At 56.6% G+C, this 17,074-nt stretch carries 15 protein-coding genes; 4 read left to right on the top strand and 11 right to left on the bottom strand.

Translation table 11 applies throughout. The features are described 5' to 3' along the window. Positions 1-96 precede the first annotated feature (96 nt). The 8 genes from AC5Q5A_RS02385 to uraH form a co-directional block, all read right to left on the bottom strand. Positions 97-1,017: an ABC transporter permease gene (locus AC5Q5A_RS02385; RefSeq protein ID WP_063086754.1), complete on the bottom strand. Its 921-nt coding sequence runs from the start codon at positions 1,015-1,017 to the stop codon at positions 97-99. After that, a complete protein-coding gene (locus AC5Q5A_RS02380) occupies positions 1,017-2,096 on the bottom strand; it encodes an ABC transporter permease (protein WP_008888436.1) in 1,080 nt (359 codons plus the stop codon). The genes AC5Q5A_RS02385 and AC5Q5A_RS02380 overlap by 1 nt, the downstream gene beginning before the upstream one ends. After that, positions 2,083-3,717, bottom strand: a complete 1,635-nt coding sequence (locus AC5Q5A_RS02375; RefSeq protein ID WP_064779943.1) for an ABC transporter ATP-binding protein — start codon at positions 3,715-3,717, stop codon at positions 2,083-2,085. Before AC5Q5A_RS02375 ends, AC5Q5A_RS02380 begins: the two co-directional genes overlap by 14 nt. A gap of 63 nt (positions 3,718-3,780) precedes the next feature. Then, positions 3,781-4,254, bottom strand: coding sequence for a nucleoside deaminase (locus AC5Q5A_RS02370; protein WP_008888438.1), 474 nt, complete (start codon positions 4,252-4,254; stop codon positions 3,781-3,783). Positions 4,255-4,622: 368 nt separating this feature from the next. After that, a complete protein-coding gene (gene xdhC / locus AC5Q5A_RS02365) occupies positions 4,623-5,663 on the bottom strand; it encodes a xanthine dehydrogenase accessory protein XdhC (protein ID WP_493894211.1) in 1,041 nt (346 codons plus the stop codon). 3 nt (positions 5,664-5,666) lie between these two features. Beyond that, positions 5,667-8,072: a xanthine dehydrogenase molybdopterin binding subunit gene (gene xdhB, locus AC5Q5A_RS02360; protein ID WP_493894210.1), complete on the bottom strand. Its 2,406-nt coding sequence runs from the start codon at positions 8,070-8,072 to the stop codon at positions 5,667-5,669. Continuing rightward, positions 8,065-9,558, bottom strand: coding sequence for a xanthine dehydrogenase small subunit (gene xdhA / locus AC5Q5A_RS02355; RefSeq protein WP_493894209.1), 1,494 nt, complete (start codon positions 9,556-9,558; stop codon positions 8,065-8,067). The genes xdhB and xdhA overlap by 8 nt, the downstream gene beginning before the upstream one ends. Positions 9,559-9,566: 8 nt before the next feature. Continuing rightward, on the bottom strand, positions 9,567-9,920 hold the full coding sequence (gene uraH, locus AC5Q5A_RS02350; RefSeq protein ID WP_064779948.1) for a hydroxyisourate hydrolase: 354 nt from the start codon (positions 9,918-9,920) through the stop codon (positions 9,567-9,569). Between the two features lie 434 nt (positions 9,921-10,354). Between uraH and puuE the strand changes: the two genes are divergently transcribed. The 4 genes from puuE (at position 10,355) to AC5Q5A_RS02330 (ending at position 13,430) form a co-directional block, all read left to right on the top strand. Then, on the top strand, positions 10,355-11,272 hold the full coding sequence (gene puuE / locus AC5Q5A_RS02345; protein WP_493894208.1) for an allantoinase PuuE: 918 nt from the start codon (positions 10,355-10,357) through the stop codon (positions 11,270-11,272). Positions 11,273-11,289: 17 nt separating this feature from the next. Then, positions 11,290-11,817, top strand: coding sequence for a 2-oxo-4-hydroxy-4-carboxy-5-ureidoimidazoline decarboxylase (uraD, locus tag AC5Q5A_RS02340; RefSeq protein ID WP_493894207.1), 528 nt, complete (start codon positions 11,290-11,292; stop codon positions 11,815-11,817). Positions 11,818-11,894: 77 nt separating this feature from the next. Then, the gene (alc, locus tag AC5Q5A_RS02335; protein WP_493894206.1) at positions 11,895-12,911 is read left to right on the top strand and encodes an allantoicase; all 1,017 of its coding nucleotides are present in this window, start codon (positions 11,895-11,897) and stop codon (positions 12,909-12,911) included. Between the two features lie 12 nt (positions 12,912-12,923). Then, positions 12,924-13,430: an ureidoglycolate lyase gene (locus AC5Q5A_RS02330; protein ID WP_493894205.1), complete on the top strand. Its 507-nt coding sequence runs from the start codon at positions 12,924-12,926 to the stop codon at positions 13,428-13,430. 70 nt (positions 13,431-13,500) lie between these two features. Here the strand turns inward: AC5Q5A_RS02330 and AC5Q5A_RS02325 are convergent, their stop codons facing one another. From AC5Q5A_RS02325 to sdhA, 3 genes are all read right to left on the bottom strand, one after another. Then, positions 13,501-14,304, bottom strand: a complete 804-nt coding sequence (locus AC5Q5A_RS02325) for a tetratricopeptide repeat protein (protein ID WP_493894204.1) — start codon at positions 14,302-14,304, stop codon at positions 13,501-13,503. Positions 14,305-14,465: 161 nt separating this feature from the next. Beyond that, a complete protein-coding gene (locus AC5Q5A_RS02320) occupies positions 14,466-15,248 on the bottom strand; it encodes a succinate dehydrogenase iron-sulfur subunit (protein ID WP_008888450.1) in 783 nt (260 codons plus the stop codon). Between the two features lie 25 nt (positions 15,249-15,273). Further along, complete coding sequence (sdhA, locus tag AC5Q5A_RS02315; protein ID WP_493894203.1) at positions 15,274-17,070, bottom strand: succinate dehydrogenase flavoprotein subunit; 1,797 nt, start codon at positions 17,068-17,070, stop codon at positions 15,274-15,276. Positions 17,071-17,074: the final 4 nt, after the last annotated feature.

Here is a 17,074-nt window from a genome sequence, read left to right as displayed (position 1 = left end):
GCTTGTGTGAGGTTTGGCAAGTACAGTCTTCCTCCCGTCGTCGGGCCGAAACATCATTTAACGTGTTCCGGTCCCGCAGTTAAGGCCACCGAAACCCTATTGGGCGGCCCTGAACGCCTGACCGATACAGGCCGGCGCATTCAGTCTGATTTTCGCACGGTCGCTTGAAATAATCACCAGCACGATCACGGTCGCCAGATACGGCAACATCGACATGAACTGGCTGGGCACATGAATGCCGGCCCCCTGTGCATGCAACTGCATCACCGAGATCAGGCCAAACATATAGGCCCCGGCAACCAGACGCCCCGGACGCCACGTGGCAAACACCACCAGCGCCAGCGCGATCCAGCCACGACCGGCTGTCATGTTTTCTGCCCACATCGGCGTATATGAAAGCGACAGATACGCGCCACCAAGGCCCGCCATCGCCCCGCCAAACATGGTGGCAAGATAGCGGATCTTGATCACGGAATAGCCAATCGCATGCGCTGAATGATGGGAATCCCCAACGGCCTTAAGAATCAGACCCGCACGCGATTTGGACAGGAACCAGGCAATCCCAATCACTGCCGCGATTGACAGATACACCAGAAAATCCTGCCCAAACAGGATCGGACCAATGATCGGAATGGCACTGATGCCCGGGATCGAAAGGGCCGGCAGCGGATCAATCGCAAAGCCGACAAAGCCCGATCCGACAAGGGCTGAAAAACCAACCCCGAAAATCGTAAGCGCCAAGCCCGTCGCCACTTGATTGGCCATCAGCGTCAGGGTCAAAAATGCAAAGATCAGCGACATCAATGTGCCCGCCACAACAGCGGCCAGAATACCAAGAGAGGCCGATCCGCTCGATGCCGTCACAGCAAAACCGGCAATCGCGCCCACCAGCATCATGCCCTCGACACCAAGGTTAAGCACGCCGGATTTCTCGGTAATCAGCTCACCCGATGCCGCCAGCAAAAGCGGGGTCGAGGCGGTGATCACGGTCAGGATAAAGGGAACAATCCATTCCATTATGCGGTTCTCCCTTTTGCCGCGATGGAGCCGAAACGAATGCGGTATTTGGTCAAAACATCACTGGCCAGCAGGAAGAACAGCAAGATCCCCTGGAATAGCCCGGTCACAGCATTGGGCAGGCCGAGTGTAATCTGCGCCAGTTCGCCCCCCAAATAGGTCAGCGCCATGATCAAGCCGCCAAACAGAATGCCCACCGGATGCAAACGCCCAAGGAACGCCACGATAATCGCGGTAAAGCCATAACCGGGCGAGATCGATGGCTGAAGCTGACCGATGGGGCCGGACACCTCAAACAAACCGGCCAGACCGGCCAGCGCCCCACCCAGAAGAAGAGTAAACCAGACCATACGTTTTTGACGGAACCCGACATGGCGGGCGGCCTGTGGGGCCTTGCCGACAACACGTAGCTGGAACCCGATCACCGATTTTGACAGCAACAACCAACCGGCAATCACGACAAACACCGCAACGGCCGTACCAAGATGCACACGCGATCCTTCAAAGATGATCGGAAGCAAACCGGCATCCGGGAACGGGCGTGATTCCGGGAAGTTGAACCCTTCCGGGTTCCGCCACGGACCATGCACCAAGAAGCTTAGAAACAGCGTTGCGACATAGGTCAGCATCAGGCTGGTCAGAATTTCGTTGGCATTGAACTTTGTCCGCAGCAACGCCGGGATCGCCCCCCAAAACGCACCGCCCAGCGCGCCCAGCACAAACATGGCTGGCATCAAAAGGATGCTTTCGCTGTCATGGAAATAAAGCGCCAGACCACCGCCGAAAATCGCCCCCATGGTCAACTGGCCTTCGGCCCCGATGTTCCAGACATTGGCCCGGAAGCCCATGGCAAGACCGACCGCAATGATGACAAGCGGGGTCGCCTTCACGAACAGCTCGGAAATGCCATAGCTGTTATTGATCGGCAGAATGAAGAACGTATAAAGCGCGTCAAACGGGTTCTTGCCCATAAAGGCAAAGATGATCCCGCCGACGACAAGCGTCATAAGGATTGCCAGAACCGGCGACAGATAAACCATCGCCTGTGAATGCTGGCGACGGGGTTCAAGCCTGACCAACGCGACCTCCCTCTACTTGCGTGTTGTTCGCCGGGGTCGCGTTGCCTTCAAGATCATGAAGTCCCCCCATCAACAGACCGATTTCCTCGATGCTGACATCGGCCATCGGACGCGGTTTGGACATTTTGCCCTCCGCCATCACAACCACCGAGTCACAAATGGCATAAATCTCGTCCAGATCCTGCGAAATCACCAGAACCGCCGTGCCCTTCGCCGCCAGATCCAGCAATGCCTGATGAATGGCACTGGCCGCCCCGGCATCGACACCCCAGGTCGGCTGGGAAATCACCAGAACACCCGGGTCCTGCAAAATCTCGCGCCCGACGATAAATTTCTGAAGGTTGCCACCCGAAAGCGATCCGGCCTCTGCGCCCGAACCGGTGGTACGCACATCAAAAGTCTTGATGATGTTATCGGCAAACGACTTGGTCGGAACTTCGCGGATCAGACCGCGTGCCGAAAGCGCCATGCGCCGGAATGCGGTCAAAAACCCGTTTTCCGACAGGCTCATGTCCGGCACGGCACCATGACCGTTGCGTTCTTCGGGCACGAACGTCGCGCCCAGTCGACGACGGCGGCGCGGGCCGAAATGGGCCACCGATTTGCCATCAATCTTGATGCTGTCCGGGGCCGCTTGCTGTTCGGTTTCCCCGGCAAGGGCGCGGAACAGTTCGTTCTGACCGTTGCCGGCAACCCCGGCAACGCCCATGATTTCACCACCGCGCACCTCAAGATTAATCCCCTTAAGGTCGGTGCCGAACTGTTCATCACTTTCAAGCGACAGATTGGAAACCGCAAGCCGGACATCGCCAAACTCACGGGATTTACCCCGATCCGGTGCGGTCAGTTTCTGGCCGATCATCATTTCGGCCATCGATTTTGCGGTTTCTTCGCGCGGGTCACAGCCGCCAACAACCTTGCCACCGCGCAGCACAGTTGCCTTCTGGCACAGGGCCTTCACTTCATGCAGCTTGTGACTGATATAGAGGATTGCACAGCCTTCATCGGCCAAGCGACGCAGCGTCTCAAACAGCTTTTCGACTTCTTGCGGCGTCAGGACCGAGGTCGGCTCGTCCAGGATCAGAAGTTTGGGATTCTGCAACAGACAACGCACAATCTCGATGCGCTGACGCTCCCCAACCGACAGCGTGTAAACATGACGATCCGGATCAAGCGGCAGGCCATAGGTCTTTTCGACTTCAAGCACCTGCTTGCGCAGCGCATCCATATCGCGCACGTCATTCATCGCCAGCGCAATGTTTTCAAGAACCGTCATGGTTTCAAACAGCGAGAAATGCTGAAACACCAGACCGATCCCCATTTCGCGCGCATCATGCGGGCTTGCGATCGTGACCGGCTTGCCTTCCCAGATCAGCTCGCCCTCATCGGCCTGCAGCACGCCATAGATGATCTTTACAAGCGTACTTTTGCCCGCACCGTTTTCCCCCAACAGCGCATGGATTTCACCAGGCTCGATACGGAAACTGATATCGTCATTGGCCAGACATCCCGGAAAGGCCTTGGTCACGCCGCGCACTTCCAATTGCGCAGGCCCACCAGCCCCCTTCACGGTATTTGCCCCGGCTTCACCGGTCGTTGACGTCACTGTTGCCACCCCCATTTAGCGATATGTCTTGCATCCAGCACGCGGTTTTACCGCATAACGCATTGCAGTCAAACGGTCTCAATATTCGATCTTGTCGGCTTTGGCATCCCAGGCGGCAAACACTTCGCGCGCTTCGGGCAAATCGACATGCACAATTGGCAATGAACGATCTTCGATCGGCTTTGCCACCTCATCATACAGAAACTGATCATCAAATCCGATGGCAGCGGCATCTTCGCGACCATTGGCATAATAGATCTTGTCAAGGCGGGCCCAATAGATCGCAGACAGGCACATCGGGCAAGGTTCGCAACTGGTATAGATTTCACAGCCTGACAGATTGAACGTGCCAAGCTTGGCGCAGGCCGCGCGTATGGCACTGACCTCGGCATGGGCGGTCGGGTCGTTCTGGGATGTCACATTGTTCCATCCTTCCGCAATCACTTCGCCATTGCGAACGATGATTGCCCCGAACGGACCACCGCATCCCTCATCCATCTTTTGCCGCGACAAATCCACGGCATGGCGCATATGGCCCTTGGCGTCACACACAGCCAATCTCTCCTCTACGAAACCTCTGGTCCGGTTGCCCGAACCGCCTGACAGGCCGTCATTGCGCGGCCCTTTATCATTAAAATTGCCCTCAAAGAAGGCTTTAGGGTCAGGACCTACTAATTTGGTTCGAATGGTCGCTCAGATTTGTGCGGATACGCGAAGCAAAACCGCAGGAAGATATTTATCTTTCAAGGTTCTGCGACAAAGTAGTCCGTGCAAATCTGAGTGATCCGAAGGACAGAGCTTATATTTGCAAACTCCTGCGTCAAATCCCTTGAACGGGATGCCGACCCGTCCAGCGGTATCTTCCTTGTATTTCACAAATATAAGCTCTGCCATTCCAATCAAATTAGTAGGTCCTGACCCTAGCCGTCGCCCAACCCGTCTGATGCGGATTTTGGCATTTGCGTCTGCGCCATCTGTGCTTCACGCACCGATAACACCTGTGCGGCAACCGATGCCGCAATCACCACCGGCTGTTTTCCGGTAATGCCTTGAATTCCAATTGGAGTGGTCAGACGACCGATTTCAACCGGGCTCAACCCCCGATCAGAAAGACGTCGGATAAAGCGTGCACGCTTGGTTTGGCTGCCGATCATGCCAACAAAACCAAGATCATCGCGCACCAAAGCCGCCCGGCAGATCTCGAAATCAAGCGCATGGTTGTGCGTTAAGATCAAAACATGCGCCCCGGCCGGGATATCGGCGACCTCAGCTTCGGGCTTATCGCTTTGACAAACCTGAACGTTTTCGCCTTCAATACCCGCCAGAAATTCATCACGCGAATCGATCAGGTGAATATCAAACGGAAGCGGCGCCAGGGCCTGCACAACCGCCTTGCCAACATGCCCGGCACCAAAAATCCACATTGGCGTGCGCGCGTCATCAAGGCGCAAACAAAGCGTTTCCGCCCCGTTTAACATAACAATCCCGCCGCGGGCCGCACCAAAACTGCCCGAGAGCATCTTGGCATGCGCGCCACTTACGCGCCCGATGTCACTGCAATCGGCCGGAACCGTCACCCAATAACCATCGGCACGTGTCGGTGCGGTTTCGATTTCTTGCAAAACCGTGCGCAGCGTTTCTTTGGCAACCCCGCGCAACAGATGAAAACCAACCTCGACCGATCCACCACAACATTGCCCAAGACCGGGGCCAAGCGGGAACCGGGCGATCTCGGCAACGGCCATCTTGTCAGCACCCGCGTCAAAACCTTCGCGCACCCGGCGTGTGACCTGATGTTCAAGGTTGCCACCACCAATCGTGCCCGAAATCGCATCCGGCGTAATCAGCATGAAGGCCCCAACTTCCCGCGGGGTTGATCCGCGAATGGCCGCAACACTGACCAGCATCACCGGACCGGGTTCGGACAACAGCCTGATATGATCGCGCCGCGACAGGGTCATGTCCTATTCCCCCGCCATTGAATGGGCTGCATCGGCTGAATGCGCGTTCTCGATCATGCGCTTGGCGCAATCGGCCACGGCATGCAAAACCGCCTCGGGCGTTGCCGGGGTATCAAGGGCCGGGACAACCTTGTGATTGGCGACCGAGGCCACCGCATCGGCAATCGCCCGATGCACAGAAATCGCCAGCATCAAGGGCGGCTCGCCAACCGCCTTGGATCGGTGAATGGTTTTTTCAACGTTTCGTCCGGACGACCACAGCTCCATACGGAAATCTTCCGGTCGATCCGAACATGCCGGGATTTTATAGGTCGACGGCGCATGGGTGCGCAGGCTGCCCTTGTCATCCCACCACAGTTCCTCGGACGTCAGCCAGCCCATCCCTTGAATGAAGCCACCTTCAATCTGGCCAAGATCAATCGCCGGGTTCAACGACCTGCCGACATCATGAATGATATCAACCCGCGTCACCTTGTATTCGCCGGTCAGGGTATCAATCAAAACTTCCGAGCACGCCATGCCATAGGCAAAGTAATAAAATGGCCGTCCCGATGCGCTTTCGCGGTCATAATGGATTTTCGGCGTGGCGTAATAGCCCGTGGCCGACAGCGACACACGCGCCAGATAGGCCTGCTTGATCAGATCGGCAAAGGCGAGCTCTTCCTTGTCGCCGACAATGACCTTGCCCGGCACAAAGCGCACAGCACTTTCCGCCACACCATATTTCTCGGCGGCAAAGGCAATCAGCCGGTTCTTGATCGTCATCGCCGCATTGCGTGCGGCCATGCCGTTCATATCCGCCCCGCTTGAGGCTGCGGTTGCCGATGTGTTGGGAACCTTGCCGGTATTGGTAGGCGTGATCTTGATCTGATCAAGATCGATCTGGAATTCCTCGGCCACGACCTGTGCAACCTTGATAAACAGGCCCTGCCCCATCTCGGTCCCGCCATGGTTCAGATGCACCGACCCATCCTGATAGACGTGAATAAGCGCACCCGCCTGGTTCAGAAACGTGGTGGTAAAGGAAATCCCGAATTTCACAGGTGTTAGCGACAACCCCTTTTTCAAAACCGGGCTTTCGGCATTGAACGCCGTAATCTCGTTGCGGCGTTTGCGATAGTCGCTGGCTTTCAGGATATCGTCTGTCAGCTCCGAAAGGACATTGTCTTCGACCACCATATGGTATGGCGTCGTATTGCGATCCTTGGTGTCGTAATAGTTGGCAATGCGCACATCCAAAGGATCACGACCGACGGTCATTGCGATTTCATCAATGATGCGTTCAATCGCAACCATGCCCTGCGGCCCGCCAAAACCACGAAACGCCGTATTGGACACAAGATTGGTTTTGCAGCGGTAAGACCTTATTTCAACATCGCCAAGGTAATAGGCATTGTCGGTGTGGAACATCGCCCGGTCCGCAATCGCGGCGGACAAATCGGCGGAAAAACCGCAATTGGCCGCATATTGAAGATCAAGGCCGCAAATCCGCCCGTCATCATCAAAGCCGACATCGTAATCGACAATGAAATCATGGCGCTTGCCGGTCATGACCATGTCGTCATCACGATCAAGACGGAACTTGGCCGGACGTCCGGTTTTGGTTGCAACGATGGCCGCCAGTGCCGCCCATTGCATTGCCTGGGTTTCCTTGCCGCCAAACCCGCCACCCATGCGGCGCACCTCAACCGTCACCGCATTGGCCGGACGGCCCAGCACATTGGCAATATTATGCTGCACTTCCGATGGATGCTGCGTGGAGCAATGCAGCAACACATCGCCATCCTCGCCCGGAATGGCAAAGCTGATATGGCCTTCAAGGTAGAAATGATCCTGCCCGCCAATCTCCATCCGCCCGGCATGACGATGCTTGGCGCGGGCCAATGCCGATTTGGCATCGCCCTGCTTCATCACATGCGGGGGTGCAACGAAAAGCTGCTTTTCTAGGGCCTCGGCAACATCGAGAACCGCGGGCAGTTCTTCATATTCAATTTCGGCCAGTTGGGCGGCCGCACGGGCCTGCGCCCGGGTTTCCGCCGCCACACAAAAGACCGGCTGACCATAAAACTGCACGATGCCATCGGGCAGGACCGGCTCATCATGGGTGTGGGCTGGCGAAACGTCATTCACGCCGGGGATATCATCCGCGGTCAGAACGCAAACCACACCCGGGGCCGAGCGGACCTTGGACAGGTCCAGCTTGGTAATCTTGCCATGTGCAATGCTTGATGCACCCGGCGCCAGATGCAACGTACCAAACGGCTCATTGATGTCATCAATATAGACCGCCTCACCCGCCACATGTTTCGGGCCACTATCATGTTTGGAACTTGATCGCACACCACCGCTCAGTCCCGCGGTCGGTGCAACAACCTCGTCCATATCGGTTTTCAAAACCTGATCAGACATGGGCCGCCTCCTTGCCAACAAGGCGGGTGGCAATATCCGGCGCATTGGTTTCGATAAACAGCTTGGTCAAAAGGTTCTGCGCGACCAGCATGCGATATTCCTTCGATGCCCGCATGTCGGTCATCGGTTCAAACTCGCTGGCCAATGCCATTTGCGCGGCATTGAGATTGGCTTCATTCCAATCCTTGCCGATCAGGGCCACTTCGCACTTTTTCGCACGCATCGGGGTGCCCGCCATGCCACCAAAGGCCGCACGGAATTCGGAAACCTTGCCATCATCAATCTTGATGGCAAAGGCCCCCAAAACAGCCGTGATATCCTGATCAAAGCGTTTGGAGATTTTATAAGCCTTGAATACCAATCCGCTGTGCGGTTTGGGCACAATCACGCTTTCAACAAACTCGCCCGAAACCCGGTCCTGCTTGCCATAGCTGATAAAGAAGTCTTCGAGCGGCACTTCGCGACGCACATCGCCCATGCGCAGAACGATCTTGGCCCCCAGCGCAATCAGGGCAGGCGGCGTATCGCCAATCGGTGATCCGTTGGCGATATTGCCGCCGACGGTCCCGGCATTGCGGATTTGTCTTGAGCCAATCCGGCGCACCAGTTCACCAACATCGGCGGCCACCCGGCCAAGCGCCTCATGCGCCCGGCTATAGGTCACACCAGCCCCGATAATCAGTGCATCTTCGGTTTCATAAACCGATTGGATATCGGCGACATCGCCAATGTAAATGATCGGATCCAGACGCTTGAGCATCTTGGTCACCCAAAGGCCGACATCCGTGCCCCCGGCCAAAACCGTAGCATCCGGGTGCGCCACCAAAAGAGCGGCCAGCTCATCAGATGTGCGTGGTGCGAAATAACGCCCGGCGGGATGTTCAAGTGCAAGCGTGCCTTCACCTTCGACCATCGCAGTCAATTTGGCGGCAATATCCGCCCGGCGTTTTTGCTCCACGCTATCATTGGCGGCGACACCACCGGCCTTGCGCGCGGCCTCGATAATCGGGCCATAGCCGGTGCAACGGCAAAGGTTCCCGGCAAGCGCATCATTAATCGCACCGCGGTCATCCTCGCCACCATCAAGCCACAGCTGATACAGGCTCATGACAAAGCCCGGCGTACAGAAACCGCATTGCGATCCGTGGGTATCGACCATCGCCTGCTGCACCGGATGCAGGGTACCGTCCGTCGATTTAAGATGCTCCACGGTCAAAAGCTGCTTGCCATCAAGGGTTGGCACGAACTGGATGCAGGCATTGACCGTGCGATAAGCCATTCCGCCCTTGCCATCGGGTTCGCCCAGCACAACCGTGCAGGCCCCGCAATCGCCCTCGGCACAGCCTTCCTTGGTGCCTGATTTGCGCTCGGAAAGGCGCAGATATTCAAGAACCGTCATCTGCGGATCAACATCACGCAGGCTGCGTTCCTCGTCGCCGAGCAAAAAACGGATATCAGAACGGAAGGATCCGGTCGCACTTGCCATGTCTGTCCTCAGCTACCGCGATAGGTGGAATAGCCGAACGGAGACAGCAAAAGCGGCACATGGTAATGCGCCTGCCCATCGGAAATGCCGAACCGGATCACGACCTGATCGAGGAATTTCGGATCGGGAAGCTCTGTCCCGCTGGCATCAAAGTAATCACCGGCATGGAAAACAAGCTGATACTGGCCGGGTTTGAAAGAGGCCCCCTCAAGCATCGGGCCTTCGGTGCGGCCATCGGCATTGGTCACGGCTTCGGCAACCATGTCATCATGGCCGTTGCCAAAGCGATGCAGCTCAATGCGGATTCCGGCGGCCGGGCAGCCTTTTGCCGTATCCAGTACATGGGTGGTCAGTCGTCCCATGCCGGGCCTCCTCTCTCAATCGTTAATTTTATGAGCGGTCGCTTCTCCCCGGGAACGGCATTCTGTTTATGAAGTTTTGTGCCGAACCATTTTTAAGCGATCTAAAATCGTCGCATTACACCCCGTCCGGGGGAAAGAGGCGATAACGTGAAACTATATCAACAAATCTTTGAAAAACGAATAGAACCGTTTCAGGCATTATGAACGGAAACACAGGCAAAACGCTGTGAGAGACCGCGAAAAACGTGGCCCCGATCTGATCCCGTCCAGGAACATTATCAAAACAGCCTTGATAGTGCGGCACGTCGTTGGCCTAGCATCCGCAGGTTTCTTTCTTGCTGCGCTGCGGCCGATGGTTAATGCTACACCAAACAGGCCCGACAACAAAGCCGGGCGTACGGGATCAATCCCACAGAATTCAGGAGAAGGTTCGCATGAACGACCAGACATATGCGCGTGATTTAATTGGTTATGGTGAAAACCCGCCCAAGGCCAACTGGCCGAACAAGGCGCGCGTTGCTGTTCAGTTCGTGCTGAATTACGAAGAAGGTGGTGAAAACTGCATCCTGCATGGCGATCGTGCATCCGAGGCTTTCCTGTCGGAAATCATCGGCGCTGACATGCGCGAAGGTGTCCGCCATATGAGCATGGAGTCGATCTATGAATATGGCTCGCGCGTGGGTGTCTGGCGCATTCTGAACCTGTTTCGCGAACGCCAGATCCCGATCACCATCTTTGCCGTCGCCATGGCGCTGGCCCGCCATCCCAGGGTCGGCGAAGTCGCGATGAAGGACGGTCACGAGATCTGCTCGCACGGCTATCGCTGGATTGATTATCAGTACATGCCAGAAGATCAGGAACGCGAACATCTTCACAAGGCGATCGAGATCATCAAGAACGTCACCGGCGAACGTCCGCTGGGCTGGTATACCGGGCGCACCAGCCCCAATACCCGCCGTCTGGTGGCTGAAGAAGGCGGCTTTCTTTATGACGCCGATGATTACAGCGACGAACTCCCGTTCTGGAGCACCCAGACAGAAACCCCGCACCTGATCGTGCCCTACACCCTTGATGCCAACGACATGCGCTTTGCCGCCATGCAGGGCTTCAATTCCGGCGAACAGTATTTCCAGTATCTCAAGGACAGCTTCGATACCCTTTATGAAGAAGGGACCGATACACCGCGCATGATGTCAATCGGCCTGCATTGCCGCCTGGTCGGGCGTCCGGGCCGGTTCGCGGCCCTCAAGCGCTTTGTCGATTATGTCCAGAGCCACGATAATGTCTGGTTTGCCCGCCGGATTGATATTGCCCGTCACTGGCGCGAACATCACCCGTTTGGCGGCGAATAAAGAAACACAAGGTCCCAATGACAGAAACCACCCAATCCCTGTTTGAAGCCCGCCCGCCGAGCACACTCGCCGAAAGCGCGTTCGTGTCGCTCTATGGCTGGGTTTACGAACATTCACCGTGGGTTGCCCATCAGCTTTATGAACGCGGCATCGCCAAAAACCTCGATAACCCTGCGGCGCTTGCCGATGCCATGGCCGCCATCGTCAATGGCGCGGTTGATGCCGACAAACTTTCGCTTCTGCGCGCCCATCCCGATCTTGCGGGCAAGCTTGCGCTGGCCGATCTGACCGAGTCATCACAAAGCGAACAAAAGGGTGCCGGGCTTGATCAATGCACACCGGATGAACTTGCCCGCTTTACCGAGCTTAATGATCTCTATAAACAGAAGTTCGGCTTTCCGTTTATCTTTGCCGTCAAGGGTTTCCATCGCACCGATATCCTCGAAGCGTTCGAGCGGCGCGTAAAAAACGACCCGGAAACCGAATTCAATGAGGCGATCGCACAGGTTCACCGCATTGCCAAATTGCGGCTCGAAGCGCTGTAGGGTTTAACCACAGCACCACGAGTAGCAAACACCTGTGACCGCCAGATAATAAACGACCATTTCAGGATAAAAAGACCATGAGCCATCAGGAAAACACCGACGCGCCGGAATTTGCACGGCGCTTTGTCAATCTGGCCGACGAACGTCTGGGCGCAGAAGCAATCTTTGCGACCGATGATTTCTTCGCCGACAAGCAGCGCATGCTGCAAACCGCCGATGCAGTGTTTTATCCTGACCGCTATGACGATCACGGCAAATGGATGGATGGCTGGGAAAGCCGCCGTAAACGGGTCGAAGGCCATGATTACTGTGTCATCCGTCTGGCGACATCGGGCCGCATTTACGGTGTCGATATCGATACCAGCCACTTCACCGGCAACTTCCCGCCGGCTGCATCGCTTGAAGGCTGCTATTGCCCCGGTGGCGATCCGACCGACGATACCAAATGGCATGAAATCGTTGCCCCATTGGGCCTTGGTGCCAGTGCGCATCACTATGCCGATGTCACGTCGGAGGCGATCTATACCCATGTGCGTCTGCACATCTATCCCGATGGTGGTGTTGCACGTCTGCGCGTCTATGGTCGCCCGAACCGCGACTGGACGGAAATGGCCGCCAAGGGCGAACAGGTCGATCTTGCCGCGATGATCAATGGCGGTGTGGTTGTTGGCTGGTCGGATGCCCATTACGGTAATCCCAATGCCATTCTGGCGCCGGGTCGCGGGGTCAATATGGGCGATGGCTGGGAAACCCGCCGCCGTCGCGAACCGGGCAATGAATGGCTGATTGTTGAACTGGGTCACCCGGGCGAGATTGAAAAAATCATCGTCGATACCTGCCACTTCAAGGGCAACTATCCCGACCGCGTTTCGATTCAGGGCGCGTTTGTTGATGGCGAAAAGGACAAGTCGCTGCGCGCACGTTCGATGTTCTGGTCGACCATCCTGCCCGAAAGCAAGATGCAAGCGGACCACATCCACGAATTCGATGCATCCGCACTTACCGTCAATGGTCCGGTCACCCATCTTCGGGTCAACTCGATCCCCGATGGCGGCATCAGCCGTTTGCGCATTCTCGGCAAGCCGACCAAGTAACGGGGCAGGGTGATGCAGCTTCCCATCGAATATCTGACCCCGGATGCCTTCGCCCCGTTTGGCGAGGTGATCTCGACCGCCACCGCACGCGATACCTACAAGATCAATCAGGGCACCACGACCCGGTTTCATGATATATCGCGCGTCGATGTCGGTGACGAAGGCGGGGCCCCGATCATCAGCATCTTTCGCGGCACACCCCGGCCCAAGCCGATTGAAATCAGGATGATGGAACGCCACCCACTGGGATCGCAGGCCTTCATCCCGCTGGCCGGACAAAAGTTCCTGATTGTCGTCGCATCAGGCACCGATACGCCCAAGCCAGAAGACCTGCGCGCGTTTCTTTCTGATGGCACCCAAGGTGTTACCTACGCCAAAAACGTCTGGCACCACCCGTTGCTCGTGCTTGAAGAAGACAGCGATTTTTTGATCGTGGATCGCGCAGGGCCGGGCAACAACCTCAATGAAGTCGACCTGCCACTGGTCGATGGCGAGGTTATAACCCTTGATTGGGCGTAACGCAGCAAAGTGACGAAATAACAAAGGCCGGGAATTCCCGGCCTTTTTCTATTTCTAATGCAGATACTTCTTACTGCGCCGGGGCCGCCGCCCCACCGTTCAGGTCCAATGCCAGCAAGCGCTTCTGAATGGTCTGGGACAATACCGGACCAGCCCCCGCCTCCAATGCGCGCTGATAGGCTGCACGTGCCATTTCAGTCTTGCCCATCGCCAGCGCATTGTCGGCGAAATGCGCGATGTGCTCGGCCGTTGGCATTGCTTTGTTGGCACGGATAAAGACTTCTTCGGCTTCCTGATATCGGCCTTGTCGATACAGGATCAATCCATAGGTATCGAGCGCACCGGGATCATCCGGGGCCACCTGCAAGGCCTGCTTTGACAGGCGTTCGGCCTCCTGCAGGTTTTCGCCGCGCACCGCATAATGATAGGCCAACCAGTTGGCCGCCCCCATATTGCCCTGCCCTGCCGCCTGATAGGCCTCGGCCGTCATGGTATCACGGTAAGATGTGATCACGCTTTCAATCGCACTTTGATCAAGCCCATCCACCCAGGTCAGCCCGACCCGCACCGCCTTGCACCCTTGTGCATTGGCCTGTTGGCACATGGCAACCGCCTCCTCGACCGCGCCAATCACCGTGGCGTTCGGACCAGCGGCATATTCCTTGCCCGCCGCATCGCGCGCCATGGCCTTGAAATCAATCATCGCCCGATACCGGTCATCAACCCTTTGCTCGGTGGGCGCAGCAAACATATCCTGCGCCTCCCACTTCGGAGCAGTTTCCCCGCAGGCGGCAAGGCCAAGCATCATGCCGGCAACCATTACGAAACGCGTTGATCTGAAATGAAACGGGTGGCGGTCAATCAAGGTTGTCATTCCCATACTGGTGCAGAAAGCCAGACGCCATCATAGCGCATTTGGGTAATTGTGGGGTTAACATCATGCGACCAAAAGAAAAAGCCGCCGGGATCAATGATCCTCGGCGGCTTTAACAAGCAGGCGCTAAACGCCAATATCAGGGCAACGAGCCTGCGGCTTTACGCGCGGCGTTCTGCGATCATCTTTTTGATTTCGGTGATCGCAAGCGCCGGGTTCAGGCCTTTCGGGCAGGTGTTGGTGCAGTTCATGATCGTGTGGCAACGATACAGGCGGAACGGATCTTCGAGTGCGTCGAGACGTTCACCGGTATATTCGTCACGCGAGTCAGCCAGCCAACGGTATGCCTGCAGCAGAACCGCCGGGCCGAGGTAACGGTCGGAGTTCCACCAATAAGACGGGCACGCGGTCGAGCAGGAGAAGCACAGAATGCATTCCCACAGACCATCAAGCTTGGCACGTTCTTCACGTGACTGCAGACGTTCGCCATCCGGCGGGGTCGGGCTGTCGGCCTTGAGCCACGGCTCGATGGATGCGAGCTGTGCATAGGGCTGGGACAGATCCGGCACCAGATCCTTGACCACCGGCATATGCGGCAGCGGATAGATCTTAACTTCGCCCTTGATGTCTTCGATCGGCTTTAAGCACGCAAGCGTGTTACGGCCATCGATGTTCATCGCGCACGAACCGCAAATGCCCTCACGGCAAGAACGGCGGAAAGTCAGGGTCGCGTCGATCTCGTTCTTGATCTTGATCAGCGCGTCCAAAACCATCGGCCCGCATTTGTCGAGGTCGATGTCATAGGTGTCGGTACGCGGGTTGTCGCCACTGTCCGGATCAAAACGGTAAATCTTGAACGCACGGACATTCTTCGCGTCAGCCGGCGCAGAGAACGTTTTGCCCTCTTTGACGACCGAATTGGCGGGAAGATTGAATTCTACCATCTCTCAAATCCTCTCTTGCCGCGCCTTAATAGACGCGCTCTTTCGGCTCGATATACGACACTTCATCGGTGAGGGTGAAGTTGTTGACCGGACGATAGGTCAGATCAACGCCATAGCCCTTTTTGGTGTTCACGGTCGCAATCGTGTGCTTCATCCAGACTTCGTCATCACGCTTCGGGAAATCTTCGTGGGCATGTGCACCACGCGATTCATGACGCGCTTCTGCCGAATTCATGGTTGCAGCGGCACAGGTCATCAGGTTCTCAAGTTCGAGAGTCTCGACCAGGTCCGAGTTCCAGATGAGCGAGCGATCCGAAACACCGACGTCGGGAAGCGTCTTGGCGGTTTCAGAAAGCTTGTCCTTGCCTTCTTTAAGGATTTCCGAGGTCCGGAACACGCCGCAGTTACCCTGCATGACACGCTGCATTTCCAGACGGATATCGGCCGTCGGACGCGAACCTTTTGCCCAGCGCAGACGGTCAAAGCGTGCAATCGCCTCGTCGCCATCGGTGGTTTTAAGCTCCTTGAAGGATGCCTTGGAATCGACCACTTCAGCGGCATGCATGCCGCATGCACGACCAAACACAACAAGGTCGAGCAGCGAGTTCGTACCCAGACGGTTTGCACCGTGGACCGAAACGCAGGCTGCTTCACCAGCCGCCATCAGGCCCGGAACAATTGCATTCGGGTCTTTGGCCGTCGGGCGCAGAACCTCGCCCTTATAGTTGGTCGGGATACCGCCCATGTTGTAATGGACCGTCGGCAGAACCGGGATCGGTTCCTTGGTCGCATCAACACCGGCAAAGATTTTTGCGGTTTCGGTAATACCCGGCAGACGTTCCCACAGCACTTCCGAACCAAGATGTTCAAGGTGCAGGTGGATGTATTCGCCGTGTTCGCCAACACCACGACCATCACGGATTTCCTGTGCCATACCACGCGACACAACGTCACGCGATGCAAGGTCCTTAACGGTCGGCGCATAACGTTCCATGAAACGCTCGCCTTCGGAGTTGGTCAGATAACCACCTTCACCACGGGCACCCTCGGTAATCAGGCAGCCTGAACCGTAAATGCCGGTCGGGTGGAACTGAACGAATTCCATATCCTGAAGGCCAAGGCCCGCACGGGCCACCATGCCATGACCGTCACCAGTGCAGGTATGCGCCGAGGTGCAACTAAAGAACGCACGGCCATAACCGCCAGATGCCAGAATGACCATCTTGGCGTTAAAGCGATGCAGCTCGCCGGTATCAAGATCCCAGGCCACCAGACCTTTGCACGAACCGTCTTCGTCCATGATTAGATCAAGGGCGATATATTCGACAAAGAATTCTGCTTTGTGCTTTAGGCACTGCTGATAGAGGGTGTGCAGCATGGCGTGACCGGTACGGTCAGCTGCGGCACAAGCACGTTCAACCGGCGCCTTGCCGTGGTCACGGGTGTGGCCACCGAACGGACGCTGATAGATTTTGCCATCTTCGGTCCGCGAGAACGGCATGCCGTAATGTTCAAGTTCATGAACCGCCGGAACGGCGTTACGGCACATATATTCGATCGCGTCCTGGTCACCGAGCCAGTCCGAACCCTTGACGGTGTCATACATATGCCACTGCCAGTGATCCTCGGACATGTTGCCAAGCGATGCACCGATACCGCCCTGGGCAGCAACGGTGTGCGAACGGGTCGGGAAGACCTTGGTGATACATGCGGTTTTAAGGCCGGCTTCAACCGTACCCAGTGTCGCGCGCAAACCCGCGCCACCCGCACCCATAACAACGACGTCGTAGTTATGGTCGATAATTTTATAAGATTCACTCATTGGC

This window comes from Thalassospira sp. CA1, from assembly GCF_059052855.1.
This window is presented reverse-complemented; position numbering and strand designations above follow the sequence as displayed.

Excerpts from the sequence above, each read along its gene's own strand:
- AC5Q5A_RS02330 (WP_493894205.1), top strand. The coding sequence starts at position 12,924 with ATGCAGCTTCCCATCGAATATCTGACCCCGGATGCCTTCGCCCCGTTT.
- puuE (WP_493894208.1), top strand. The coding sequence starts at position 10,355 with ATGAACGACCAGACATATGCGCGTGATTTAATTGGTTATGGTGAAAAC.
- AC5Q5A_RS02320 (WP_008888450.1), bottom strand. The coding sequence starts at position 15,248 with ATGGTAGAATTCAATCTTCCCGCCAATTCGGTCGTCAAAGAGGGCAAA.
- uraD (WP_493894207.1), top strand. The coding sequence starts at position 11,290 with ATGACAGAAACCACCCAATCCCTGTTTGAAGCCCGCCCGCCGAGCACA.
- alc (WP_493894206.1), top strand. The coding sequence starts at position 11,895 with ATGAGCCATCAGGAAAACACCGACGCGCCGGAATTTGCACGGCGCTTT.
- AC5Q5A_RS02325 (WP_493894204.1), bottom strand. The coding sequence starts at position 14,304 with ATGACAACCTTGATTGACCGCCACCCGTTTCATTTCAGATCAACGCGT.
- AC5Q5A_RS02375 (WP_064779943.1), bottom strand. The coding sequence starts at position 3,717 with ATGGGGGTGGCAACAGTGACGTCAACGACCGGTGAAGCCGGGGCAAAT.
- uraH (WP_064779948.1), bottom strand. The coding sequence starts at position 9,920 with ATGGGACGACTGACCACCCATGTACTGGATACGGCAAAAGGCTGCCCG.
- xdhB (WP_493894210.1), bottom strand. The coding sequence starts at position 8,072 with ATGTCTGATCAGGTTTTGAAAACCGATATGGACGAGGTTGTTGCACCG.
- xdhC (WP_493894211.1), bottom strand. The coding sequence starts at position 5,663 with ATGACCCTGTCGCGGCGCGATCATATCAGGCTGTTGTCCGAACCCGGT.
- xdhA (WP_493894209.1), bottom strand. The coding sequence starts at position 9,558 with ATGGCAAGTGCGACCGGATCCTTCCGTTCTGATATCCGTTTTTTGCTC.
- sdhA (WP_493894203.1), bottom strand. The coding sequence starts at position 17,070 with ATGAGTGAATCTTATAAAATTATCGACCATAACTACGACGTCGTTGTT.
- AC5Q5A_RS02385 (WP_063086754.1), bottom strand. The coding sequence starts at position 1,017 with ATGGAATGGATTGTTCCCTTTATCCTGACCGTGATCACCGCCTCGACC.